Annotated in this window: 19 protein-coding genes, 1 other RNA gene and 1 pseudogene; 14 read left to right on the top strand and 7 right to left on the bottom strand. The window is 70.9% G+C overall.

The features are described 5' to 3' along the window. The first annotated feature begins 68 nt into the window (after positions 1–68). The 4 genes from FO059_RS12065 to FO059_RS12080 all read left to right on the top strand — a co-directional run bounded on the left by FO059_RS12065 (position 69) and on the right by FO059_RS12080 (position 3,737). Entirely contained in the window at positions 69–953 is an 885-nt protein-coding gene (locus FO059_RS12065; RefSeq protein WP_143909074.1) for a TIGR01777 family oxidoreductase, read from the top strand. A gap of 95 nt (positions 954–1,048) precedes the next feature. After that, positions 1,049–1,846, top strand: coding sequence for a lipoyl(octanoyl) transferase LipB (gene lipB / locus FO059_RS12070; protein WP_143909076.1), 798 nt, complete (start codon positions 1,049–1,051; stop codon positions 1,844–1,846). 30 nt (positions 1,847–1,876) lie between these two features. Next, positions 1,877–2,890, top strand: coding sequence for a lipoyl synthase (gene lipA / locus FO059_RS12075; protein ID WP_143909079.1), 1,014 nt, complete (start codon positions 1,877–1,879; stop codon positions 2,888–2,890). A gap of 103 nt (positions 2,891–2,993) precedes the next feature. Then, a complete protein-coding gene (locus FO059_RS12080) occupies positions 2,994–3,737 on the top strand; it encodes a DUF4191 domain-containing protein (protein WP_143909081.1) in 744 nt (247 codons plus the stop codon). 91 nt (positions 3,738–3,828) lie between these two features. Here FO059_RS12080 and FO059_RS12085 read toward each other — a convergent pair whose 3' ends face one another. Continuing rightward, the gene (locus FO059_RS12085; RefSeq protein WP_233266709.1) at positions 3,829–4,305 is read right to left on the bottom strand and encodes an RDD family protein; all 477 of its coding nucleotides are present in this window, start codon (positions 4,303–4,305) and stop codon (positions 3,829–3,831) included. A 239-nt stretch (positions 4,306–4,544) separates the two neighbouring features. On the opposite strand from FO059_RS12085, the gene glnA (FO059_RS12090) reads away from it, so the two are divergent. From glnA (FO059_RS12090) to FO059_RS12120, 7 genes are all read left to right on the top strand, one after another. Beyond that, positions 4,545–5,978, top strand: a complete 1,434-nt coding sequence (gene glnA / locus FO059_RS12090; RefSeq protein ID WP_143909083.1) for a type I glutamate--ammonia ligase — start codon at positions 4,545–4,547, stop codon at positions 5,976–5,978. A 211-nt stretch (positions 5,979–6,189) separates the two neighbouring features. Then, positions 6,190–8,691, top strand: coding sequence for a M28 family peptidase (locus FO059_RS12095; protein ID WP_199256992.1), 2,502 nt, complete (start codon positions 6,190–6,192; stop codon positions 8,689–8,691). 209 nt (positions 8,692–8,900) lie between these two features. Further along, positions 8,901–9,554: an ABC transporter permease gene (locus tag FO059_RS12100; RefSeq protein WP_143909085.1), complete on the top strand. Its 654-nt coding sequence runs from the start codon at positions 8,901–8,903 to the stop codon at positions 9,552–9,554. After that, positions 9,547–10,872: an ABC transporter ATP-binding protein gene (locus FO059_RS12105; RefSeq protein ID WP_143909087.1), complete on the top strand. Its 1,326-nt coding sequence runs from the start codon at positions 9,547–9,549 to the stop codon at positions 10,870–10,872. Before FO059_RS12100 ends, FO059_RS12105 begins: the two co-directional genes overlap by 8 nt. Further along, positions 10,869–11,675 carry an ABC transporter permease gene (locus FO059_RS12110; RefSeq protein WP_143909089.1) on the top strand — a complete coding sequence of 269 codons (807 nt, stop codon included), beginning with the start codon at positions 10,869–10,871 and terminating at the stop codon, positions 11,673–11,675. Before FO059_RS12105 ends, FO059_RS12110 begins: the two co-directional genes overlap by 4 nt. A 110-nt stretch (positions 11,676–11,785) precedes the next feature. Beyond that, on the top strand, positions 11,786–12,751 hold the full coding sequence (locus tag FO059_RS12115; protein WP_233266711.1) for a glycine betaine ABC transporter substrate-binding protein: 966 nt from the start codon (positions 11,786–11,788) through the stop codon (positions 12,749–12,751). Positions 12,752–12,886: 135 nt separating this feature from the next. Beyond that, positions 12,887–14,845, top strand: coding sequence for a cation:proton antiporter (locus FO059_RS12120; protein ID WP_143909093.1), 1,959 nt, complete (start codon positions 12,887–12,889; stop codon positions 14,843–14,845). 180 nt (positions 14,846–15,025) lie between these two features. On the opposite strand, the gene FO059_RS12125 is transcribed toward FO059_RS12120, so the two are convergent. Together FO059_RS12125 and glnA (FO059_RS12130) are read right to left on the bottom strand one after the other, a co-directional pair. Further along, the gene (locus tag FO059_RS12125) at positions 15,026–18,094 is read right to left on the bottom strand and encodes a bifunctional [glutamine synthetase] adenylyltransferase/[glutamine synthetase]-adenylyl-L-tyrosine phosphorylase (RefSeq protein ID WP_143909095.1); all 3,069 of its coding nucleotides are present in this window, start codon (positions 18,092–18,094) and stop codon (positions 15,026–15,028) included. A 2-nt stretch (positions 18,095–18,096) separates the two neighbouring features. Then, positions 18,097–19,437 carry a type I glutamate--ammonia ligase gene (glnA, locus tag FO059_RS12130; protein ID WP_143909097.1) on the bottom strand — a complete coding sequence of 447 codons (1,341 nt, stop codon included), beginning with the start codon at positions 19,435–19,437 and terminating at the stop codon, positions 18,097–18,099. A 190-nt stretch (positions 19,438–19,627) separates the two neighbouring features. Between glnA (FO059_RS12130) and panB the strand changes: the two genes are divergently transcribed. Both panB and FO059_RS12140 read left to right on the top strand, forming a co-directional pair. After that, on the top strand, positions 19,628–20,476 hold the full coding sequence (gene panB, locus FO059_RS12135; RefSeq protein ID WP_143909099.1) for a 3-methyl-2-oxobutanoate hydroxymethyltransferase: 849 nt from the start codon (positions 19,628–19,630) through the stop codon (positions 20,474–20,476). A gap of 143 nt (positions 20,477–20,619) precedes the next feature. Next, positions 20,620–21,141 carry a hypothetical protein gene (locus tag FO059_RS12140; protein ID WP_233266712.1) on the top strand — a complete coding sequence of 174 codons (522 nt, stop codon included), beginning with the start codon at positions 20,620–20,622 and terminating at the stop codon, positions 21,139–21,141. A 31-nt stretch (positions 21,142–21,172) separates the two neighbouring features. Here the strand turns inward: FO059_RS12140 and FO059_RS12145 are convergent, their stop codons facing one another. Next, complete coding sequence (locus tag FO059_RS12145; RefSeq protein ID WP_143909101.1) at positions 21,173–21,352, bottom strand: hypothetical protein; 180 nt, start codon at positions 21,350–21,352, stop codon at positions 21,173–21,175. A gap of 71 nt (positions 21,353–21,423) precedes the next feature. On the opposite strand from FO059_RS12145, the pseudogene FO059_RS12150 reads away from it, so the two are divergent. Continuing rightward, positions 21,424–21,705, top strand: a pseudogene (locus tag FO059_RS12150) (type II toxin-antitoxin system PemK/MazF family toxin); the annotation flags it as partial. 48 nt (positions 21,706–21,753) lie between these two features. Here FO059_RS12150 and rnpB read toward each other — a convergent pair. The 3 genes from rnpB to FO059_RS12165 form a co-directional block, all read right to left on the bottom strand. Then, positions 21,754–22,201: RNase P RNA component class A (gene rnpB / locus FO059_RS12155), an RNA gene on the bottom strand. 51 nt (positions 22,202–22,252) lie between these two features. Then, entirely contained in the window at positions 22,253–23,404 is a 1,152-nt protein-coding gene (locus tag FO059_RS12160; RefSeq protein ID WP_143909105.1) for a bifunctional RNase H/acid phosphatase, read from the bottom strand. Between the two features lie 27 nt (positions 23,405–23,431). Then, on the bottom strand, positions 23,432–24,190 hold the full coding sequence (locus FO059_RS12165; protein WP_199256993.1) for a zinc ribbon domain-containing protein: 759 nt from the start codon (positions 24,188–24,190) through the stop codon (positions 23,432–23,434). Between the last annotated feature and the right edge of the window lie 19 nt (positions 24,191–24,209).

Here is a 24,209-nt window from a genome sequence, read left to right on the forward strand (position 1 = left end):
CGCACCCGGGTCCTCGTCGTTACGATGGGACCCGGGTGCGGTGCGTCCGCAGGAAGGGGTGCTGGGCAATGCGAGTGGCGGTGGCGGGGTCGTCGGGACTGATCGGCACGGCACTCGTCGCCCGGCTCCGGGAGGGCGGCCATCGCGTGGTGCGACTGGTGCGGCGCCCGGCCCGCGGCGACGACGAGATCTCGTGGAGTCCGGCCACCGATCACCTGCCCACCGTGCACCTGGACGGCCTCGACGCGGTCGTCAACCTGTGCGGCGTGGGCATCGGCGACCGCCGCTGGACCGGCGCCCGCAAGCAGCTCATCCGCGACAGTCGCGTCGAGCCCACCGAGGTCATCGCCCGCGCCGCCGCCGCTGCCGGCGTCCCCGCGCTGATCAACGCCGGCGCCGTCGGCTACTACGGCGACACCGCCGACCGGGTGGTGGACGAGTCCGCGCCCGCCGGTTCGGGTTTCCTCGCGAGCGTGTGCGTCGACTGGGAGGATGCGGCCCGCAGCGCCTCGGATGCGGGCATGCGCGTGGTCACGTGCCGCAGCGGCGTGGTGCTCTCGCCGCGCGGCGGCATGCTCGCCCCGCTCAAGCGGCTCTACTCCGTCGGCCTCGGCGGGCGGCTCGGCAGCGGTCACCAGTACATGTCCTGGATCTCGCTAGACGACGAGGTCCGCGCGATCGAATTCCTGCTGCACGACGACGAGGCGCGGGGGCCGGTCAACATCACCGGCCCCGCACCCGTCACCAACACCCAGTTCAACGCGGCGCTCGGTCGCCGTCTGCACCGTCCCGCCCCGTGGATCGTGCCGCCGGTAGCCCTGCGCATGGCGATGGGCGGGTTCGCGTCCGAGGCGGTGCTCGCCGGCCAGCGCGCCATCCCGCGGGAGCTCGAACGCCTGGGATTCGCCTTCCGGCACGCCACCATCGGACAGGCGCTCGACGCCGCCGTCTGACGCGCCGTCCCGGCATCGCTCCCGGCGCCGCCACCGATCCGCCCCGCCGATCCGCCCCGCCGATGCCCCGGCGGCGACGGCGTAATGTCGTCCGCATGCGCAGCGTCACGGAATCCATCCGCTCGTCCACCGGCCCGGTGATCGTGAGCGAGTGGGGAAGCGTCGACTACCTCGAGGCGTGGGACCGCCAGCGTGCGCAACTCGACGACCGCGCCGCAGACGGGCCGGATTCGATGCTGCTGCTGGAGCATCCGGCGGTCTACACGGCCGGACGGCGCACCCTTCCGGAGGAGCGGCCGGAGGACGGGACGCCGGTGATCGACGTCGACCGGGGCGGGAAGATCACCTGGCACGGCCCCGGACAGCTGGTCGGGTACCCCATCATCGGCCTCGCCGAGCCCGTCGACGTGGTCGAATACGTTCGGCGGCTGGAGCAGGCGCTGATCTCCGTGTGCACGGGCATGGGCGTGCGGTGCGGGCGCGTCCCGGGCCGCTCCGGCGTGTGGCTGCCCGCGGCTGCGGACACGGCCGACGGCGCAGTGCGGCCCGAGCGCAAGATCGCGGCCATCGGGATCCGCGTCGAGCGCGGCATCACCATGCACGGCTTCGCACTCAACTGCGACGCCGACCTGACCGACTTCTCTTCGATCATCCCCTGCGGGATCACCGACGCCGGCGTCACCTCGCTGAGCATCGAGCTGGGCCGGGACGTCCCCTCGTCTGATGTCCTTCCCGATGTGCGGGACGCGGTGCTCGCGGCCCTCGACGGCAGTCTTCCCGTCGAGGAATGCGACATCCCGCGGCGCACGCCGGAGGAACTCGCCGGCGCGGCGTCGGTCTCGTCCGCGGAGCCGGTCCGGCCGTCGTTCATGGAGCCCATCCGGCTGGGCTGACCACCCCGCGCGGCGCGTAGCATCGGCCGTGTGACTGTGGCCCCGGAAGGACGCAAGCTCCTACGCATCGAAGCCCGGAACGCTCAAACACCCATCGAGCGCAAACCGGAATGGATCAAGACCCGTGCACACATGGGTCCCGAGTACACCGAACTCAAGGGTCTCGTGCAGAGCGAGTCGCTGCACACCGTGTGCGAAGAGGCCGGCTGCCCCAACATCTTCGAATGCTGGGAGGACCGCGAGGCCACCTTCCTCATCGGCGGCGACCAGTGCACCCGGCGGTGCGATTTCTGCCAGATCCACACCGGCAAGCCCCAGCCGCTCGACACCGACGAGCCGCGCCGCGTGGCCGAATCCGTGCGGTCGATGGGTCTGCGGTATTCGACGGTCACCGGCGTCGCCCGCGACGACCTGCCCGACGGGGCCAGCTGGATCTACGCCGAGACCTGCCGCTTGATCCACGAGCTCAACCCGGGTACCGGCGTCGAGCTTCTGATCGACGACTTCCAGGGCGATGCGCAGGCGCTGCAGGCCGTGTTCGACGCACGCCCCCAGGTGCTCGCCCACAACCTGGAGACCGTGCCGCGCATCTTCAAGCGGATCCGGCCGGCGTTCCGGTACCAGCGCAGCCTCGACGTGCTCACCGCGGCCCGCGAGGCCGGGCTGGTGACCAAATCCAACCTGATCCTCGGGATGGGCGAGACCACCGACGAGGTCGTCGAATCGATGCAGGCGCTGCGCGACGCGGGCTGCGAGATCCTCACCATCACGCAGTACCTGCGGCCATCGGCCCTGCACCACCCCATCGACCGGTGGGTCAAGCCGCAGGAGTTCGTCGAGCTGTCCGACGTCGCGCGCGGCATGGGGTTCTCCGGGGTTCTCGCCGGGCCGTTGGTGCGCTCGTCGTACCGCGCCGGCCGCCTCTACGCGCAGGCGGTGCGCGAGCGTGGCGAGTCGCTTCCGGAAAACCTCGCGCATCTCGCCGATTCCGGCAGCACCTGGCAGGAGGCCGGCTCGGTGCTGGCCCGGATGCAGCAGTCCTGACGGGCCGCCGCCGGTCGCTCCGCCGCTCGGCCGGACGTGCCGGTGGTCTCCATGCAGCGCACCGCGGCACAGCGCACCTGCGTGGACCCGTATCGTGAGGGGTATGGCGAAGGGCAAACCCACCAAAGAAGAACGCAAGGCGGCGAAGGCGGTTTCACGCGCCGCGTCCAAGGAGCGCCGCGCGCAGATCTGGCAGGCCTTCCAGATGCAGCGCAAGGAGGACAAGGCGCTCCTGCCGCTGATGGTGGGCACGCTGCTGATCACCGCCGGCGTGCTGGTGGGGATCAGCTTCCTGGTGGGGATCGCCTGGTGGGTGGCGCTGGTCCTGGGGATCATCCTCGGCGCGCTGCTCGCGTTCATCGTGTTCGGCCGCCGCGTGCAGAAGAACGTCTACCGTAAGGCGGACGGTCAGGCCGGCGCCGCCGCGTGGGCGCTGGAGAACCTCAAGGGCGCCTGGCGCGTCACGAACGCCGTCGCCGCCACCACCCAGCTCGACGCCGTGCACCGCGTCATCGGACGCCCCGGCGTCATCTTCGTGGGCGAAGGCGCCCCGCACCGGCTCAAGCCGCTGATGGCGCAGGAGAAGAAGCGCGCGGCGCGGCTGATCGGCGACACCCCGATCTACGAGTTCGTCGTGGGCAACGAGGAGGGGCAGGTACCGCTGGCCAAGCTGCAGCGGCAGATCACCAGGCTCCCCAAGAACATCGACACCAAGACCCTCGACAACATCGAGGCGCGCATGACCGCACTGCAGAAGAAGGGCGGCGCGGGTGCTGCGATGCCCAAGGGGCCGGTGCCCGGCGGGGCCAAGCAGAAGGGCATCCAGCGCACCGTCCGCCGCCGCTGACGGACCGGGGGCGGCGGCAGGCCGCACAACGGACGGAGGGGGCCTGGCGACATGGTGGTCGCCAGGCCCCCTCCGTCCGTCAGGAAGCGGTTCAGCGCGAGCTGATGACCACCGTCTGGGTCGCGCGGTCGTGCAGGCCGCGGCCGTCCACATCCATCACCAGCGGCGGCAGGATGAAGAAGGTCAGCAGCACGCGGAAGAACGCGCGCGGCAGGCCGACGGGCACCTCGGCGTCGACCCGGGCGACGCCGAGGCCCAACGCCGTCTGCCCGGGGGTGGCCGCGAACAGCCACACGCTGACGATGCTCACCACCGCCCACACGACGACACCCGTCGTGGCGGGGCCGCCGGGAATCGGGAAGAACGCGAGAATGAGCGTCGACACGCCGTAACACAGCAACCAGTCGATCAGCAGGCCCGCGACCTTGCGGCCGGTCCCGCCCACCGAGCGGGGTCCGGACTCGGGGAGCGCGAGCCTCTCTCCCCGGTACTTCGCCTCGCGTCCGTCCTCCCCCTTGGGAAGGGCCGCGGCAGGGCCCGAAAGCCAGGATCCGGTCATTCGACGCATGGTCACCAGGATACGGAACCGCGATGGGCCCGGCCGCCGCGGACGGGCCCCGACCTGACGGCAACCCCCGTTCCCGCCGCGCATTCGCGGCCACAGGCGACGAACGTCACGCCGGAGACGTATCGTGTAACACCGTCGCAACATTCGGTTGACTGACGGGCAACACCACGTCGCTACCGTCGATCGCGTACACCCGCCGGCCCCATCGCAGCGGGTCATTGACTGAGGAGTCTTACAGAGTGTTCACTACTGCCGAACAGGTGCTCGACTATATCCGTGACGAGAAGGTCGAGTACGTCGACATCCGCTTCTGCGACGTCCCCGGCGTCATGCAGCACTTCTCCATCCCGGCGGCCGCCTTCAGCCACGACGTCTTCGAAGACGGCCTCGCCTTCGACGGTTCGTCCGTACGCGGATTCCAGTCGATCCACGAATCCGACATGCAGCTGTTCCCGGACGTCACCACGGCCACGGTGGACCAGTTCCGCAGCGCCAAGACGCTCAACATGAACTTCTTCGTGCACGACCCGTTCACCCGCGAGGCCTACAGCCGCGACCCGCGCAACGTGGCCCGCAAGGCGGAGGAATACCTCAAGAGCACCGGCATCGCGGACACCTGTTTCTTCGGCGCCGAGGCCGAGTTCTACATCTTCGACTCCGTCCGCTTCGACTCGTCGGTCAACGGCAGCTTCTACGAGGTCGACTCCATCGAGGGCCGCTGGAACTCCGGACGGGCCACCGAGCGCGACGGCGGCCCCAACCTGGGCAACAAGATCCGCGTCAAGGGCGGCTACTTCCCCGTCGCGCCGTACGACCACACGGTGGACCTGCGCGACGCGATGTCGACCAACCTCACCGAGGCCGGCTTCGAGCTCGAGCGCCTGCACCACGAGGTGGGCACCGGCGGCCAGCAGGAGATCAACTACAAGTTCAACACCCTGCTGCATGCGGCCGACGAGCTGATGCAGTTCAAGTACATCATCAAGAACACCGCCCACCAGCACGGCAAGACGGTCACGTTCATGCCGAAGCCCCTCTACGGCGACAACGGCTCGGGCATGCACGCGCACCAGTCGCTGTGGAAGGACGGCGAGCCGCTGTTCTACGACGAGTCCGGCTACGGCGGCCTGTCCGACATCGCCCGCTACTACATCGGCGGCATCCTGCACCACGCGCCGTCGCTGCTGGCGTTCACCAACCCCACCGTCAACTCCTACAAGCGCCTGGTGCCCGGCTACGAGGCCCCCATCAACCTGGTGTACTCGCAGCGCAACCGCTCGGCGTGCGTGCGCATCCCCGTCACGGGCAACAGCCCCAAGGCCAAGCGCATCGAGTTCCGCTCGCCCGACTCGTCCGGCAACCCCTACCTGGCGTTCGCCGCGATGATGATGGCCGGCATCGACGGCATCCGCAACAAGATGGAGCCGGCGGAGCCCGTCGACAAGGACCTCTACGAGCTCCCGCCCGAGGAGGCCGCCAGCGTCCCGCAGGCCCCCACCTCGCTAGAGGCCGTGATCGACAACCTCGAGCGCGATCACGACTACCTCACCGAGGGCGGCGTGTTCACCACCGACCTGATCGAGAAGTGGATCGAGCTCAAGCGCAACGACGAGATCGGCCCGATGAACCTGCGGCCGCACCCGTACGAGTTCGACCTCTACTACGACTGCTGAGCCTTCTAGCGTTCTGACCTGGGCCTGAGCATTCAGGATCCTCCGTCAGTCCGCAGAGCGTCCGCAGGAGAATCGGCCCGCGCCGCGATCACACCCCCGATCGCAGTGCGGGTCGATTCGTCTGTGCCGGGCCCCGATCGCGCCCCGGCCGGAATACCGGAGTGCCTGCTAATTCAACACGCGAACAGCTTCGCCTCGTTAGCATCCAGGTGTGTCCGGAACCGGTGGATCAGATCACACCGAGGACGGCCGCGCCCCCGGCGCCCCCGGCGCAGCGGGACCGCGCGCCGGGGGCGCCACCCGTTTCCTGGCGGGCATCGGCGCGCTGCTCGTGCTCGCCGGGTTCGGGGCATGGTCGGTACTGAGCCTCCACCCGCCGGATCCCGCGGGCATCGACGCACCACCGGGCTCGTTCAGCGCGGGCCGCGCGATGCAGCACGTCGAGCAGACCGCCCGGGTCCCGCATCCCACCGGCTCCGCCGCCAACGACGAGGTCCGCGGCCACCTCGTCGACCGGCTCACCGGACTAGGCCTGCACCCGCGGGTGAACAGCGCGCTCGGCGTCGTCGTCCGCGGCCCGGAACGGGTCAACGCGGCGGCCGTCGACAACGTCGTCGCCGTCATCCCCGGCACCGACCCCACCGGCAGGATCTTCCTGGCCGCCCACTACGACTCCGCCCAATTCTCGCCCGGCGCGGGCGACGACTCGGCGGGCACTTCGACGATCCTCGAGATCGCACGGGTGCTGCAGGAAGGGCCCGCACTGCGCAATGACGTCGTACTGTTGTTCACCGATGCGGAGGAGTCCGGGACGATCGGATCCGAGGCGTTCCTCGACTCCGACCCGCTCGCCGCGGACGGTGGGGTGGTCCTCAACTTCGAGGCCCGCGGCGCGTCGGGTCCGGTGGTGATGTTCGAGACCTCGGAGGGCAATGCCGCACTCGCCCGGCTCTACGCCGCCACCGTGCCGCACCCCGCCGCCACGAGCGCCGCGGTGGAGGTCTACCGCCGCCTGCGCAACAACACGGACTTCACCAACTTCCTCAAGGCCGGCGCCTTCACCGGGATGAACTCGGCGTTCTTCGACGGCGCCGCCGTGTACCACACCCCGCAGGACGTGCCCTCTCGGCTGAGCATGGCCAGCCTGCAGGCGATGGGCGACAACGGACTCGCGCTCACCAGGGCCCTCGGGTCCGCCGACCTCGCCGACTATGCACGACCGGCCGCGCATGACGAGACCTACTTCCCCCTGCTCGGGGAGGTCGCGCACTACCCCGGCCCGTGGGTGTGGCCGCTCGCGGCACTCTCGGTCCTCAGCACCGCCGCCGTGGCCGTGCTCGCCTGGCGAACCGGTCGCAGCTCCCCTCCACGCCTTGCCGCGGGTGCGGCCGCTGCGCTGGTACCGCTGGTGATCGCCCCGCTCGCCGCCTACGGGGTCTGGAAGCTGCTCGTGTTCATCCGGCCCGGCTACGGCAGCGTGCTCGACCTCTGGCGGCCGGGCGTGCTGCGCGTCGGGATCATCGTGCTCGCCGTCGCGGTTTTCCTGGCCTTCCTCGCGCTGGCCCGGCGGCGGATCGGCGCGGCCGCGCTCGTGTTCGGTTGCCTCGTCTGGCTGACGGTCATCGGCATCGCTTTCGCCGCCTTGGCTCCCGGCGCCGCGTACCTGACGACGCTGCCGGCGCTGGCCACCGGTATCGCCACCGCCGCAGCCCTGGCCATCCGCATGCCCGGCCTGCGTCTCGCGGTGACGCTCGTCGGCTCCGTGTTCGCCGTGCTGGTGCTCACGCCCGCGATCGCCATGTTCTTCGCGTCCCTGGGCATGCCGATGGCCGCCGGGCCCGCGCTGTTCACGGTGCTGCTGTGCTTCGCGGCAGCGCCGACGCTGAGCCTGCTGCTTCCCGGCCGCGCCGCCGGCGGCAGGGGTTCCGAGGACGAACGGCCACACCGCCTGGCCGCCGCCGCGGTGCCGCTGACCGCGCTGGCCTCCGCGGCGGTCCTGCTGGCCGTCGGCACCGGAATCAACGACTTCGACTCCCGGCATCCCGAACCCGCGCAGCTCATCTACGCCCTCGACGCGGATACCGGCAGCGCCCACTGGCTCAGCGAGAATCCGCCCACCGATTACACCCGGCGGTACCTCGACGAGGAAGCCGAGGCCGGCGACTACCTCCCGCTCACCCACGACGGGCGTGACTCCGGGCCGCTGGAACCGGCGGAGGTGTCCGGCTACTTCCCCTATATCCATCAGAAGGTGCAGGTGGGACCGGCCGCGACGGCCGAGATCCCGGCGCCGACGCTCGATGTCGTCTCGGATGTGCAGGCCGGCGGACTCCGCACGATCACGGTCCACGCCGCCCCGGGCCGCCCGGTCCGGATGATCACCGTCGGCGTCGACGCCACTGCCGCCGGGACCATCGTCGGCGTGCGGCTCGAGGTGCCGGGCGTTGCAGGGAGGCACGTCGACGGCAGGGACCTGACCGGCGACGCGGTCGGAGCCTCCACCAGCGCCGTCACCTTCCACGGCCCGCCGCCCAGTGGCATCACTCTGCGGTACCTGATCTCCGGCGACGGCCCCGCGCGGCTGCGCGCGGTCGGCGGCAGCGACGGCCTCGACGGGTTGCCCGGGTACGTCGCTCCCCCGGACGGCGTCGACATCGCCGGGACGCACAGCTCCGGCCTGCTGATGGTGGCCACGGAGGAGTCCCTCGACTAGGAGCGGTCCGCGTCATCGGCCGTCTGCGAGGCGCACGAACAACCCGCCGATATCGTCACAGTCGCATAACGTTATTCACAGCCGTCACACGAATCACCTTCGGTGCCATCGGAAACGCGGCAAGGTGACACAGGGAGAGCCGGTCGGCGACATGCGGCCGGAGACCGCACTCGGCGGAAGGGTCGGATCCGGCAGGAAAGGCGCACACCGTGCTCAGCGATCTATGGGACTTCGTCTCGTCACGGCGGGAACAACTCCTCATCGACTCGTATCAGCACGTCAGCGCCGTCATACAGTGCGTCCTGATCGCCACGGTCATCGCCGTCGTCGTCGGCATCGTCGTCTACCGCAGCCCGCTGGGGTCGGCGACCGCCACCGCGCTGTCCAGCGCCGTCCTGACGATCCCGTCGTTCGCGCTGTTGGGCATCCTGATCCCCGTGGTGGGACTCGGCGTACCGCCCACCGTGATCGCGCTGGTCCTCTACGCACTGCTGCCCATCATCCGCAACACCATCGTCGGGCTCGGCTCCATCGATCCGGGCACCACCGACGCCGCCCGCGGCATCGGCATGGGCCGCCTGCACGTGCTGGCGCGCATCGAACTGCCCCTCGCCTGGCCTTCCATTCTCACCGGAATGCGGGTGAGCACGCAGATGAGCATGGGCATCCTCGCCATCGCCGCCTATGCCAAGGGCCCGGGCCTGGGCAACCTCATCTTCTCCGGGCTCTCCCGCGTGGGCAGCCCCACCGCCGTGCCGCAGGCGCTCACCGGCACGGTGCTGATCGTGATCCTCGCGCTCATCCTGGACGGCATCTACATCGTCATCGGCAAGCTCACGACATCGAGGGGACTCCATGCCTGACCACGCGCGCGGATCGTCGACGGCCCCCCGAAACGCACACGGCGAGGCCGGTCCCGCCCCTGCGGCCGGCCAAGGTGCGGCGACGACCACCGAAGCCAGGAGGGTGTCCGGTGTCGAGATCGTGCTCGAAGAGGTCACCAAGCGCTATCCCGGAAGCAAGACGCCCGCCGTCGACCGGGTCTCGATGACCATCCCCGCCGGGGAGATCGTCGTGTTCGTCGGGCCCTCCGGCTGCGGCAAGACCACCACGATGCGCATGATCAACCGGCTCATCGAACCCACCTCCGGCAAGATCACCATCGCCGGCCGCGACGCGCTGTCCATCAAACCGGACAGGCTCCGCCGCGGAATCGGCTACTCGATCCAGCAGTCCGGCCTGTTCCCGCACATGACGATCGCGCAGAACGTCGGCATGGTGCCGGGCCTGGTGGGCTGGAAGAAGAAGCGCATCGCCGAGCGCGTCGACGAGATGCTGGACCTGGTGGGGCTCGAGCCCGACATGTACCGGGAGCGATACCCGCGTCAGCTCTCCGGCGGCCAGCAGCAGCGCGTCGGCGTGGCGCGCGCCCTGGCCGCCGACCCGCCGGTGCTGCTGATGGACGAGCCCTTCGGCGCGGTCGACCCGATCACGCGCGGACTGCTGCAGGACGAACTGCTGCGGCTGCAGTCCGAGCTGGGCAAGACCATCGTGTTCGTCACGCACGACTTCGCCGAGGCGGTCAAGCTGGGCGACCGCATCGCAGTGCTGGGCGGCCAGTCGAAGATCCTCCAGTACGACACGCCCGAGGCGATCCTCGCCAACCCGGCCGACGACACCGTCGCCGGGTTCATCGGATCCGGCGCCTCGCTGCAGCAACTCACCCTGCTGCGTGTGCGGGACGTCGAGCTGGAACACTGCCCCACCGCGCACGAATCCGACCCGCCCGATCAACTCCGCACCGCACTGGGTACCCGGCGCCGCAACTGGGGTCTCGTGCTGGACGCGCGCAACAGGCCCGTGGCCTGGGTCAACAGGCGTCACCTCGACGGTGTCACGTCGCTTCGCGGCATCGGCGACCCCATCGGCGAGGTCGTGAGCACGCAGTCCACCCTGCAGGACGCGCTCGAAGCCCTGCTGGCCGCCGCCAGCGCGTCGACCGTCGTCACCGGCAGCCGGGGGCAGCACGAGGGCCTGATCAACATCGACACGCTGATCCAGACCGTGCGCATGCTGCGCGAGGAGTACTCGGACGACGACGAGGACGCCGGCGACGAGGACGACTCTTCCGCCGGCGCATCCCGCACTCCCCCGACAGTGATCGGAGGCGAACCGGAATGACCATCACCCAGGACACGGTCACCGCCGGCGAGAAGGTCGCCGACCCGGTGGACAGCACCGCGTCGGGGCGTCGCGGCGACCGCATCCGCATGCTCGCGCAGCCGGTGGTGGCGGTCGGCGGGGCCGCGGCGATCCTCATCTGGGCGTTCGTCTTCAACGATCTCAACGCCACGCAACGCGAAACCCTCAACGCGTCATCGCTCGGCACGCGGCTCGGCCAGCACATCGCGATCACCGCGGTGGTCACGGCGATCGTCGTCGCGATCGCCGTACCGCTGGGCATCCTGCTCACCCGCAGGGGCTACAAGGTGCTCTCGCCGGTGTTCATCGGCATCGGCAACATCGGCCAGTCCTCCCCCGCCATCGGCCTGCTCGTGCTGCTGTTCCTGTGGACCGGGAAGACCGGCTTCTGGATCGGCGTCCTGCCCATCGCCTTCTACTCGCTGCTGCCGGTGCTGCGCAACACCATGCTCGGCATGCAGTCCGTCGACCCGTCGCTGATCGACGCCGGCCTGGGGCAGGGCATGTCGCCGTTGACCGTGCTGCGACGCGTCGAGTTCCCGCTGGCGGTGCCGTTCATCCTCGCCGGGCTGCGTACCTCGCTGGTCCTCGCCGTGGGCACCGCCACCCTGTGCTTCCTCGTCGGCGCAGGCGGTCTGGGCGTGCTCATCGACACCGGGTACAAGCTTCGGGACAACCCCACGCTCTACGTCGGCGCCGTCCTGGCCGTCGCACTGGCCCTGTTCATCGACTGGCTCGGCGCGCTCGCCGAGCGCTTCATCGGCCCCAAAGGGTTGCGCTGATGGTCACCGCAGCGGCATCGCCCGCCACCGGATCACCCGCGCCGTCATCGCCCGGGCCTGCGGCCCCACGGCGACGGCCGCTGAGAGCCCTCACGTCCCGCAGACGCCGGGTGTCCGCACTGATCGCCACTGCGCTCGCCGGGGTACTGCTGGCGTCGTGCGGGCTGCAGTCCGGCGGCGCGCTGCCGTTGTCGGTGGGGCCCGGCAGCATCACCTCCGATCCCGACCTCGAGGGCGTCAAACTCACCGTGGGGTCGAAGGACTTCACCGAGAACATCATTCTCGGCTACATCGCCGAGTTCGCGCTCGCCGCCGCGGGCGCCGAGATCCGCGACCTGACCGACATCCAGGGGTCCAACAGCGCGCGCGCCGCCATGGAGGCCGGGCAGGTGGACCTCTACATCGACTACACGGGCACGGGGTGGATCAACTACCTGCACAACGAGCACCCCATCCCCGACTCCCAGAAGCAGTTCGAGGCGGTGAAGAAGGAGGACCTGGAACGCAACGGCATCGTGTGGGCCGCACCCGCGCCCATGGACAACACCTACGCGCTCGCCGCCAGTCAGCAGGTGGTCCAGGACACCGGCGTGCGCACGCTGTCCGACTACGCCAACCTCGTGAACACGCATCCGGGCTCCATCACCACGTGCGTCGAGACCGAGTTCAACAGCCGTCAGGACGGGTTCCCGGGCATGGCCGCGGTGTACGGTTTCAACCCCGATGACGCCGGCAAGAAGATCCTGCAGACGGGGATCATCTACCAGGCCACCGCCGCCGGCGGCGAATGCACGTTCGGCGAGGTCTTCACCACCGACGGCCGGATCAAGGGCCTGAACCTGTACGTGCTCGAGGACGACAAGCAGTTCTTCCCCCACTACAACGCGGCCGTGACCATGCGCGAGCAGGTCTACAAGGACCATCCGCAGATCGTGACGGTCCTCGCGCCGGTGATGAAGGAGATCACGAACGACGAGATCTCCACGCTCAACGCGAAGGTGGACGTCGACGGCGAGGAGCCGGCCGACGTCGCACGGCAGTGGCTCGTGGACAAGGGCTTCGTGACCGACGGATAGTGCCGCCGGCCGCACCACCCTCGCCCCCGGCCGGCGCGCCGCGACCATGCGCCCGTCGGCCCGCGGGTGTGATCTGACTCCCTGGATGATGTGCAGGGGTTGCGCATCGGCCGCGGGGACGGAATCGTTCCCGGGATGTCCGACTTCGTCGCGAGCATCACGGACTCGCTGGCCGGCATCGGCCCCGCCGGATACATCACGCTCGTCGTCGCCGTGAGCGTCGTATGCCAGTGGTTCGCCTGGCGCGTACGCATGCCGTCGATCCTGCTCATGCTGCTGGTGGGCTTCGGGCTCGGACAGATCGTCTCCGCCGAGGAGGTCCTGGGCCGCGACTTACTCTTCGACGGCATCAGCCTCACAGTCGGCATCATCCTGTTCGAGGGCAGCATGTCGCTGCGCCTCAAGCACGTCCAGGACCTGGGCCGTCCCGTATGGCGCCTGTGTTCGGTGACGGTGCTGGTGGCCTGGGTGCTCATCACGCTCGCGGCCTGGCTGATCGGCTTCGACATCAGGGTGGCGCTGCTGGTGGGGGCCATTCTGGTCGTGACAGGCCCCACCGTGATCGCGCCGATCCTGCGGACACTGCGCCCCACCCGGCGCGTGTCGTCGCTGCTGCGGTGGGAAGGCATCGTCGTCGACCCGATCGGCGCGGTCCTGGCGCTGCTGGTGTTCCAGGGGATCGTGAGCGGCGAGGGCGGGCAGGCCGCCTCGGCCGTGTTGATCGCGCTGGGCAAGACGCTGCTCATCGCCTTCGGCATCGCCCTGCTGATGGGCGTCGCCATCGAGTTCGTCATGCGGCGCAGGGCCGTCCCCGACTTCCTGCATGGCGTGTTCTTCCTGGCCGCTGCGATCACCGCGCTCGTGGCGTCCAACGCCCTGCAGCCGGAGTCGGGACTGCTGACCGTGACGATCCTCGGCATCTACCTGGGGAACCGGCCGGAACTGCACCTCGAGCACGTGGCCGAGTTCAAGGAACACCTGCAGATCCTCTTCGTCGGCGCGCTGTTCATCGTGCTCGCCGGACGCATCAGCCCGCAGCAGATCATCGACGTCGCGCCGAAGGCGCTGATCTTCATCGCCGCCCTGGTACTCGTCGTGCGCCCGGTGAGCATCGCGATCGGCCTGATACGCACCAAGGTCACGCGCAACGAACGGATCCTCCTCGCTTGCATGGCGCCGCGCGGCGTCGTCGCCGCCGCGGTGACGAGCATCTTCGCGCTCGGACTCACGCAGTCGGCGGACGCGCTCTCGGCGAAGGCGGAGGCCGCCACGGGCGAAGACAAGCAGGCCCTCGCCACTCAGGCCGCCGACCTGCAACAGCTCGCGGGACAGGCCGCGGAGATGGTGCCCCTGGTCTTCGTCCTCATCGTGTGCACCGTGGCCATCTACGGCCTGAGTATCGGCCGACTCGCCGAGCGGCTGGGTCTGGCGTCTGCGAACCCGCAGGGCGTCGTGTTCGTCGGCGTCAACCGCTGGGTGGTGGACGCCGCCAGGCTGCTGCAGGACTCCGGCATCCCGGTGCTGGTGGTGGCCCGCAATTACGTGACGCTCTCCGGCGCACGCATGGCCGGCCTGCCCACCGTCACCGCGAACATCCTGTCCGAATACGCGGTGAAGGACATGGACCTGTCCGGCATCGGCTACTTCATCGCCTGCACACCCGAGGACGAGACCAACGCCACCGCCGCCCGCGAGTTCTCCCACGTCTTCGGCGGCGCCAACACGTTCCAGTTGCACCGCGGAGCGAAGTCGACGGGCACCGGCAGCACCCGGCGCGACACCGCCGGACATCTCAGCGCCCGCTACGCCTTCGTCCCGCCGCTGTCGCGCGCGGAGCTCGACCGCCGGATGATGGCGGGCATGACAGTCAAGAGGATCGCGCTGAGCAGCGAGTACACCCTCACCGACTTCCGGCGGCAGTACGGCGACGACGCGGTGATCCTGTTCGTGCAGCGCGGCGGCGTCACCGCGGTGGCACACGAATCGACCAAGCTGCCCACGGCGGAGGGCACGCTGATCGCGATGGTCCCCGTGACCGAAGATGCGGACGCCGCGCGTCCGCCGTCGCCCCGGGCCCCGGCCGCCGACGGCTGACGGCTGACGGCTGACGGCTGACGGCTGATGCAGCCCCGGCATTCGCCGAGTTGGTGGTTCTCGGGTGCCGATCACGTGCTGCGGCACCGAAAAACCACCAACTCGGCGGGACGGGGCTCGGCGGGACGGGGCTCGGCGGGACGGGGCTCAGCGGGGCCGGGGCTCAGCGGGGCCGGGGCCTCAGCCGAAGACCCGGTCCACCACCGCCCGGGCCCGGCGCGTCACCCGCAGGTAGTGGTCCAGGAACTCGCCCGCGTCGTCACCGCGCCATCCGGCCGCGTAGGCGACGGCGGCGAGCTGGTCGCCGGTACCCGGGATCTGGTCGCCCGGCTTGCCGCGGGCCAGCACGATGGCGTTGCGCGCCCGGGTGGCCAGCAGCCACGATTCGGTGAGCATGTGCACGTCCTCGTCCTCCAGCAGCCCGATTCTCCCGATCGCCTCGAGTGTCTCGAGCGTCGAGGTGCCGCGCAGCTCCGGGTTCTCGTGCGCGTGCTTGAGCTGCAGCAGCTGGACGGTCCACTCGATGTCGGCCAGGCCGCCGCGGCCGAGCTTGGTGTGGGTGGCCGGGTCCGCGCCCCGGGGCAACCGCTCGGAGTCCACCCGGGCCTTCATCCGACGGATCTGCAGCACGGTGTCCGCGTCGATGCCGCCCGGCGGATAGCGGAACTCGTCGATCATGTGCAGGAAGCGCACGCCCAGGTCCGCGTCCCCGGTGACGGTGGTCGCGCGCAGCAGCGCCTGCACCTCCCACGGCTCCGCCCACTTGCGGTAGTAGGCCTGATAGGACGCGAGCGTCCGCACCAACGGGCCGCTGCGCCCCTCCGGCCGCAGGTCCGCGTCCACCTCCAGCGGCGGGTCGACGCTGGCCCGGCTCAACAGCGAGCGCACCCGGTCGGCGATCCCCGACGCCCACCGGACCGCCTCGGCATCCGACGGCGACGGCGTGCCGGGCTCGCCCCGAATGGGCTCGCAGACGAACAGCACGTCCGCGTCTGAGCCGTAGCCCAGCTCCCCACCGCCGAGCCGGCCCATGCCGATCACCGCGATGCGGGCGGGCGCGGGCCGACCGGTCTCGGCGGTGGCCGCGCGGATCACCGAGGACAGCGCGGCCTCGAGCACCGACACCCATACGGACGACAGCGCGCGGCACACCTGCCGCACCTCGAGCATGCCCAGCACGTCGGCGGACGCCACCCGCGCCAGCTCTGCCCGGCGCAGCGACCGCGCCGCGGCAATGGCGCGCTCGGGGTCCCGGTGGCGCGCCGCCGACCTGATCAGCCCTTGCGACACCACGGAGTAGTCCACGGCGAGCAGCTTCGGCCCCGACGCCCCGTCGGCGTACATGTGCACCACGTCGGGCGCGCGCAGCAACAGGTCCGGGATGTAGCGCGACGAGCCGAGCACCAGCATGAGCCGCTTGGCCAGCGCCCCCTCGTCGCGCAGCGTCCGCAGGAACCACGGGTGGTCGGTCATCGCCTCGGACAGCGTGCGGTACGCCAGCAGGCCCGCGTCCGGATCGGGCGTCTCCCCCAGCCATTCGAGGAGGGTCGGCAGCATCAGCGACTGGATCCGGCCCTTCCGGGTGGCGCCCTTGGTCAGGGCCTTCAGGTGGCCCAGCGCGTTGCGCGGAGCCCGGTAGCCGAGCGCCGCCAGCTGGCGTTCGGCGGCCTGAGGGCTGAGCCGCAACGCGTCCGAATCGATCTGCGTGATCGATTCCAGCAGCGGACGGTAGAAGAGCTTGGCGTGCAGCCGGCGGATGTGCTGCGAGTGCCGGCGGATCTCGCGCTGCAGCTCATCCACCACGCCGCGGCGGGCCTCCGAGCGGACGTGCGCGGCACGCGCCAGCCAGCGCAGCGCCTCGGTGTCATCGGGGGGCGGCAGCATGTGCGTGCGCTGCAGGCGCTGCAGCTGCAGGCGGTGCTCCAGCAGCCGCAGGAACACGTACGACTCGGTGAGCTGCGCGGCGTCGCCCCGGCCGACGTATCCACCGGCGGACAGCTGCGCCAGTGCGTTGAGCGTGGACTTGGAGTGCAGCGTCTCGTCCGCGCGGCCGTGCACCATCTGCAGCAGCTGCACGGCGAACTCGACATCGCGCAGGCTCCCTGTGCCCAGCTTGATCTCGCGCGCGCGGACGTCCGCCGGCACCAGTTCCTCGACCCTGCGGCGCATCGCGCGCACCTCGGGCACGAAGTCCTCGCGCTGCGACGCCGTCCACACCATCGGCCCCACCGCCGCGGCGTACTCGCGTCCCAGGTCCATATCGCCCGCCGCGGGCCGCGCCTTGAGCAGCGCCTGGAACTCCCAGGTCTTCGCCCAGCGGCGGTAATAGGCCAGATGCGAATCGAGGGTCCGGACCAGCGCGCCCTGCTTCCCCTCCGGCCGCAGCCCGGCGTCGACCTCGAAGAACGCGCTGGAACCGATCCGGATCATCTCCCCGGCCAGGCGCGCGGTGAGCGCATCGGCCGGTTCTGCGACGAAGACCACGTCCACGTCGCTGACGTAGTTGAGCTCGCGGGCGCCGCACTTGCCCAGCGCCACCACCGCGAGCCGCGCCTCCACCGGCTCCTCGTGGGACACTGTCGCCACCGCCACGGCGAGCGCCGCCGTGAGCGCGGCATCGGCAAGATCGGAGAGGTGCCTGCCCACGGCGCGGAATTCCAGGTCCGGCTCGTTCTCGATGGTCGGCGCGAGGTCCACCGCCGCCAGCAGCAGCAGGTGCTCCCGGTAGCGGGTACGCAGCGCCAACACGGCCTCCGGCCCGGTGACGCCCGCACGGTGCAGTCCGTGGTCGCCCTCGGGCACCGCGTCGACGGCGGAGAGCAGGTCCGCCTGGATCTCGTCGCGCCCGGGAAGCTCCGGCATCGACGCCAGGTGCCGCCAGGTGCCCGGGAAGTGCACCAGGTGGTCCCCCAGCGCGGTGGACGATCCGATCACCGCCAGCAGCCGCGCGCGCAGGCGGCTGTCCGCGTGCAGGGCCTCGTCCAGCGTGCCCCAGCCGCCGGGGCCGGATGCCACCGCCCCGTCCCCGCCCGGGGCCGCCTCGTCCGGCTGCTCGTCGAGAGCCTCCTTCATGCGCACCAGTGTGCGCAGCGCCAGCCCGGCGTCCGGCGCGCGCGAAAGCGCCCACAGCACGGATACGTCATCCGCGCCCGTCCAGCCCAGACCGGCCAGATCCTCGGCGGCATGCGCCTCCACCAGCCCGAGCCTGCCGGTTGAGGGGATGCGCCTCCGCGAAGTGCGCGCAGGCATCGTCACAACCCCAGGTAGTTGGCGATCTCGAACTGCGTGACCTGGCCCCGGTAGTCCGCCCACTCCTGCCGTTTGTTGCGCAGGAAGAAATCGAAGACGTGCTCGCCCAGCGCCTCGGCCACCAGCTCGGAGCCCTCCATCGCCTTCAGGGCGTCGCCGAGGCTCGTCGGCAGCTCCCGGTAGCCCATGGCGCGGCGCTCGCCCGGCGTCAGCGACCACACGTCGTCCTCAGCCTCCGGCGGCAGCTCGTATCCGCCCTCGATGCCCTTGAGCCCGGCGGCGATGAGCACTGCGAACGTCAGGTACGGGTTGCACGCCGAGTCCGGGTTGCGCACCTCCACGCGCCGGGACGACGACTTGTTCGGCGTGTACAGCGGAAGCCGCACCAGCGCCGAGCGGTTCGCCCGCCCCCACGACGCGGCCGTGGGGGCCTCACCGCCGTGGATGAGACGCTTGTAGGAGTTCACCCACTGGTTGGTGACCGCGCTGATCTCGTGCGCGTGCTCGATGATCCCCGCCACGAACGATCGCGCGGTGGCCGACAGCTGCATCGGGTCGTCGTCGTCGTGGAACGCGTTGTTCTCCCCTTCGAACAGGCTCATGTGCGTGTGCATCGCCGAGCCCGCGTACTCGCTGAACGGCTTGGGCATGAAGGTGGCCCGCACGCCCTCCTGCAACGCCACCTGCTTGACCAGGTACCGGAACGTCATCACGTTGTCCGCCATCGACAGGGCGTCCGCGTAGCGCAGGTCGATCTCCTGCTGGCCCGGCGCGGCCTCGTGGTGGCTGAACTCCACCGAGATCCCCATCGACTCGAGCGCGTCGATGGTGTGCCGCCGGAAGTTGGGCGCCTGGTTGTGCACGGCCTGGTCGAAGTACCCGCCCCGGTCCGCCGGGGTGGGGCGCCCGGACTCGTCCAGACCGGCCTCCAGCAGGAAGAACTCGATCTCCGGGTGCACGTAGCAGGTGAAACCCGCATCACCGGCCTTGCCCAACTGCCGCCGCAGCACGTGGCGAGGGTCCGACCACGAGGGCGACCCGCCGGGCATGAGGATGTCGCAGAACATGCGCGCGGTGGGCTGGCGTCCGTCGTCGGAGACCCATGGCAGCACCTGGAACGTCGACGGATCCGGCATCGCGACCATGTCCGCCTCGGACACGCGCGAGAACCCTTCCACCGCGGAGCCGTCGAAGCCGATCCCCTCGGCGAACGCCCCTTCCAACTCGGCCGGGGCGATCGCGACCGACTTGAGGTAGCCGAGGACGTCGGTGAACCACAACCGGACGAACCTGATGTCCCGCTCCTCGAGCGTGCGCAGCACGAATTCCATCTGACGATCCATACGCACGACCCTATTCATTCGCCCGCGGCGGTGCGCGGGAACGTCCCCCGGCCGTCCGGGCGCGCCGCCGGTGAGATGGGTCACGGGTGCATGGATGCGGGGCGGCGGCGATGGCAGACTCATCCCCGTCACCACCTTGGGAACCCGGGGACCCTGCAGCAGGGCCTCGAGGCTGAGAAAGGGATCAACGATGACCGATACATCCCCGTACGGCTCCGCGCCCGCGGGCGGCCAGACCGCCCGCAGGCCGGTCATCCGCACCCACCACCTGCAGAAGTGGAAGCAGGAGGCGAAGCGGTGGGGCATGCTCACCGCGTACGACTACTCCACCGCACGGATCTTCGACGACGCCGGGATCCCCGTCCTGCTCGTCGGCGATTCCGCTGCCAACGTCGTCTACGGATACGACACCACGTTGCCGGTGTCCACCGACGAACTGCTGCCCCTCGTCCGCGGTGTGGTGCGCGGCGCGCCGCATGCACTCGTGGTGGCGGACCTGCCGTTCGGCGCCTACGAGGCGTCCGACGCGCAGGCTCTCGACACTGCCGCACGCTTCTGCAAGGAGGGGCTGGCCCACGCCGTCAAGCTCGAGGGCGGGGTGCGGGTGTCTTCGCAGATCACGGCCCTGTCCCAGGCGGGCATCCCGGTGATGGCGCACATCGGGTTCACGCCGCAGAGCGTCAACGGCCTCGGCGGGTTCCGCGTGCAGGGCCGCGGAGATGCAGCGCAGCAACTCATCGACGACGCGATCGCAGTCCAGGACGCCGGCGCTTTCTCCGTGGTCATGGAGATGGTGCCCGCCGACGTCGCCGCCGAGGTCACCGCCACGCTGTCGATCCCCACCGTGGGGATCGGCGCGGGCGCGCAGTGCGACGGGCAGGTGCTGGTGTGGCAGGACATGGCCGGCTACACCTCCGGGAAGACCGCCAAGTTCGTGCGGCGTTTCGGCGAGGTCGGCTCCGAGCTGGGCGACGCCGCCCGCGCCTACGCGGCCGCGGTCGAGGACGGATCCTTCCCGGCGGCCGAGCACTCGTTCTGATCGGACCGCCGAACCCGGGTTCCCGCGTCCCGCGCCGGGGGCGCGGGCGCCGGCGTTTCCGTATCCTCGGCCTGGCACGAGTTCCGGGCGCACCGCGAGGATGCGCCGGGCGCAGTCGCAACCGACCACGGAGGAACGTGAGCATGAGCTCGACCACCACCCGGCGACCGGCCGCCGACCGTTCCGGCCCGGCCCGGCTCCCGGGGCTGCGCCGCGCACTGCCCGCGGCCGTCGCCTGCACTGCGGCGGCGGCCGTCCTGGCCGGGTGCTCGGCGTCCGGGCAGTCCGACTCCGCCACCAAGAACGCGGCCGACACCACCGTCACCGCATCACCCGGCGCCTCCCCCGCCGCACCCGACACCGGCTCGGCCGAGGCTGCGGGCGAGCTTCCCGCGGGCATCACCCCCGCCGCGGCCGAGGCGCTCTGCACCAGCCTCGGCGACCAGCTGCAGTCGATGCGCACCTACACGATCACCCCCGGCAAGGTGACGCTCAACGGCGTGGTCGTCACGTGGGCGGCGCAGAACGGCGTCAACCTGGTGGATCTGGCGCAGAATCGGGGCAAGATCGACCAGACCCTCACCGTCAGCTGCCCCGACGTGCACGACGGGGTGACGAGCGCGCTCGAGGTGCCCGACGTCGCCTCGGCACTGGTGGGCTTCTAGCGCCAGGCGGGGTGCGGTCCCTGCCGCGCCCTCAGCCGTTCTCCCACTTGTCGTCGGCCGAATCGGCCTGCGCGTTGCGCGCCTTCGCAATCTCGAGGGCCTGACGCGCGGTGGCCTCGTCCGGGTAGGGGCCCATCCGGTTCAGGGCGCGCGCGTCCTTGCCCCGGTGCACGGTGTGATCGTCCAGGCTGAAGTACCACTCGTCGCTCATGGGCCCATTGTCCCCGCAATGCGGCCCCGGCGCGCGCCGATCGCCACGGACACGCCGCGAGCGGGCGCGAGCAATCCGGCCGCCGCCCGGTACTCGTGGTGGCGGGCGATCTCCACCTCGCGCAGGCGAACACCCTCGCCATCGTCCTGCCGGCCACGACGGTCGATCGCGGATGGCCGAACCACATACTCCTGCGCGGCCCGCGTCTCGCGCTGACGAGACCGACGTTCGCGATGACCGAGCAGCCGCGCACCGTGATCCGCAAGCGCCTGGTCGGCACCATCGGGACTGTTGACGCGGCGACCATGCACGCGGTGGACCGCTGGATGCGGGACTTCCTCGCGCTGCCCTGACGCTGGCGCCCGCGCCGCGGGTGTGTCGGAGGCCGGTGAGGAACAGGGCGGACGAGCCGGTGTGTAAGCCGGATTTTGTTCCCGCGCCGCACCGGCGAACCGGGCAGCGCGGGCGGCGACCATCCATCTGGACACACCGTCGCCGGGTGCCTCGAGCAGCCAACCCGCAGGCTCGGGCGAGCAGCCCTCGATCACCTGCGCAGCCGCACCCGATCCACAGTGGATCCGATGCGGCCTTCGGCCTTGCTCCGGGCGGGGTTTACCGAGCCGCTGCGGTCACCCGCAACGCTGGTGCGCTCTTACCGCACCGTTTCACCCTTACCGGCCCGCGCCCCGAAGGGTGCGCGCCGGCGGTCTGTTCTCTGTGGCACTGTCCCGCGGGTCGCCCCGGGTTGCCGTTGGCAACCGCCCTGCTCTGTGGAGTCCGGACTTTCCTCGACCCGGGCCTGCACGCAGTACGCGCCGGTCCCCGTGCCGCGGCCGCCCCACCGACTCGTCCGCACGGGCAACGATACGTGGCGCGGCACGGCGGCGTCCGCCCGCCCGGTCAACCCAGGTGGGCGGTGTCGTTGACCAGGCGCACCGACGATCCGCCGTCCGGGTAGAACTCGGCCACGCTGAGCGAGGCCAGATCAAGGTGCAGCTTGTAGAGCAGCGGGTATCCCACGTCGAGCGCCGCCCGCAGCACGAGCTTGATGGGGGTGACGTGCGAGACGACCAGCACCGTCCCGCCGGGGTGCTCCGCAGCCACGCGTGCGCGCGCCCGCGCCACCCTGTCCGCCACCGCCGTGAAGCTCTCCCCCTGCGGCGGAGCCACTGTGGGATCGCCCAGCCACTGCGCGTGCAGCTCCGGGTACTGCTGCGCGGCCTCCCGGAAGGTCAGCCCCTCCCAGGCGCCGAAGTCGGTTTCGATCAGGTCGTCGTCGACCCGCACCGGAACCCCCAGCGACGCTGCGGCCGCCTCCGCGGTGGCGCGTGCGCGCGCGAGAGGCGACGACACCACGGCGTCGATGCCGCCCCGCGCACCGATGCGCCGGGCCGCCGCGGCCGCCTGCGCGAGGCCGGTCTCGGTCAACGGGGCGTCGCCGCGGCCGGAATAGCGCCGCTCCACCGACAGCGCGGTCTGCCCGTGCCGCAGCAGCACCAGCCGGCACGGGTCGCCGGTGGCACCTGTCCACCCCGGCGCGGGCCGGGCCGCCGCGGCCGGCGCCGCACGCACCGTGTCCGCCGTCGTCGTCGCGCTCGCGGCCTGCCCGGCGCCGTCGTCCGACGCCCCGGCCTGTCCCCGGGTCCCGTCCATCGCCTCGTTGGCGAGGCGGTCGGCGTGCCCGTTCTGCGCGCGCGGAATCCAGGTGTAGGATACCTCGCCCAGCTGCGTCGCAGCCTTCCGCGCCCGGTCGGCGAGCGGAATCATGTCCGGGTGCTTGACCTTCCACCGGCCGGACATCTGCTCGACCACGAGCTTGGAATCCATGCGCACCGCCGCCGACGTGGCACCCTGGGCCGCGGCCGCCTCCAGCCCGGCGATCAGCCCGCGGTACTCGGCCACGTTGTTGGTGGCATGCCCGATGGCCTCCGCACGCTCAGCGAGCACAGCGCGTTCGTCCGGATAGCCGGACGCGGCGAGCACCACCGCCCCGTAGCCGGCCACGCCGGGATTGCCGCGCGAGCCGCCGTCGGCCTCCACGATCACCTTCACCGCACCGGCCCCTTCCGTGAGATTCCGTCACGCCCCGGTGGACGCGCCCAAACCGGACTCCGCCGTGCGCACGAGGATCGCGCCGCATTCCTCGCAGTGCACCACCTCTGCCGGGTCGGCGGACTTGATGCGTTCGATCTCCGCGCGGTCGATCTCCATCCGGCACGCCCCGCACCTGCGCGCGCGCAGCAGCGCGGCCCCGATGCCGGAGTTCGACCGCTGCCGTTCGTAGTCCGCGAGCAGCTCCTCCGGCAGCCCCCCGGAGAGCAGCTCCGCGCGCCGTGCGCGGGCGGAGCCCTCGGACGCGTCCAGGTCCGCCTCCGCCTCACCGAGCAGCCGCTGCGCCTCCGCGAGCTCCTGGTCCAGCACGTCGACCTGCGCGCCCGACCGGTCGAGGTCCTCGCCCGCGGCCTCCCGCTGCTCCATCACCGCGAGCAGGTCCTCCTCCAGCACTCCCCGGCGGCGCTGCAGGCTGGTGTTCTCATGCTCCATCTCGCTGAGCTGCTTCGCGGGGACCCCGCCCGCGGCGAGCCGTTCGGTGTTGCGCTGCTCCCGCTTGCGCACCGCGTCGACCTCGCCCTCGAGCTTGCGGATGTCCGCGTCGAGGTCCTCCAGGCTCATGTCGACCTTGACCGCGGCGTCCTTGCGCGCGTTGCGTTCCGTCTCGATCCGCAGCGCCTCCTGCGCTTCGGGGAGGTTCCGGCGCCGGTGTGCGGCCTGGGCCAGTCCGGTGTCGATCTCGGCCAGGTCCAGCAACCGCCGCTGCACATCCGGTTCGGCTCTCACGCGCATATCTCCATTCGCC

This window comes from Tomitella fengzijianii (genome assembly GCF_007559025.1).
Taxonomy (GTDB): domain Bacteria; phylum Actinomycetota; class Actinomycetes; order Mycobacteriales; family Mycobacteriaceae; genus Tomitella; species Tomitella fengzijianii.

Coding starts and splice junctions, on each gene's coding strand:
- FO059_RS12065 (WP_143909074.1), top strand. CDS start 69: ATGCGAGTGGCGGTGGCGGGGTCGTCGGGACTGATCGGCACGGCACTC.
- lipB (WP_143909076.1), top strand. CDS start 1,049: ATGCGCAGCGTCACGGAATCCATCCGCTCGTCCACCGGCCCGGTGATC.
- FO059_RS12080 (WP_143909081.1), top strand. CDS start 2,994: ATGGCGAAGGGCAAACCCACCAAAGAAGAACGCAAGGCGGCGAAGGCG.
- FO059_RS12085 (WP_233266709.1), bottom strand. CDS start 4,305: ATGCGTCGAATGACCGGATCCTGGCTTTCGGGCCCTGCCGCGGCCCTT.
- FO059_RS12105 (WP_143909087.1), top strand. CDS start 9,547: ATGCCTGACCACGCGCGCGGATCGTCGACGGCCCCCCGAAACGCACAC.
- FO059_RS12110 (WP_143909089.1), top strand. CDS start 10,869: ATGACCATCACCCAGGACACGGTCACCGCCGGCGAGAAGGTCGCCGAC.
- FO059_RS12120 (WP_143909093.1), top strand. CDS start 12,887: ATGTCCGACTTCGTCGCGAGCATCACGGACTCGCTGGCCGGCATCGGC.
- FO059_RS12125 (WP_143909095.1), bottom strand. CDS start 18,094: ATGCCTGCGCGCACTTCGCGGAGGCGCATCCCCTCAACCGGCAGGCTC.
- glnA (WP_143909097.1), bottom strand. CDS start 19,437: ATGGATCGTCAGATGGAATTCGTGCTGCGCACGCTCGAGGAGCGGGAC.
- panB (WP_143909099.1), top strand. CDS start 19,628: ATGACCGATACATCCCCGTACGGCTCCGCGCCCGCGGGCGGCCAGACC.
- FO059_RS12140 (WP_233266712.1), top strand. CDS start 20,620: ATGAGCTCGACCACCACCCGGCGACCGGCCGCCGACCGTTCCGGCCCG.
- FO059_RS12145 (WP_143909101.1), bottom strand. CDS start 21,352: ATGAGCGACGAGTGGTACTTCAGCCTGGACGATCACACCGTGCACCGG.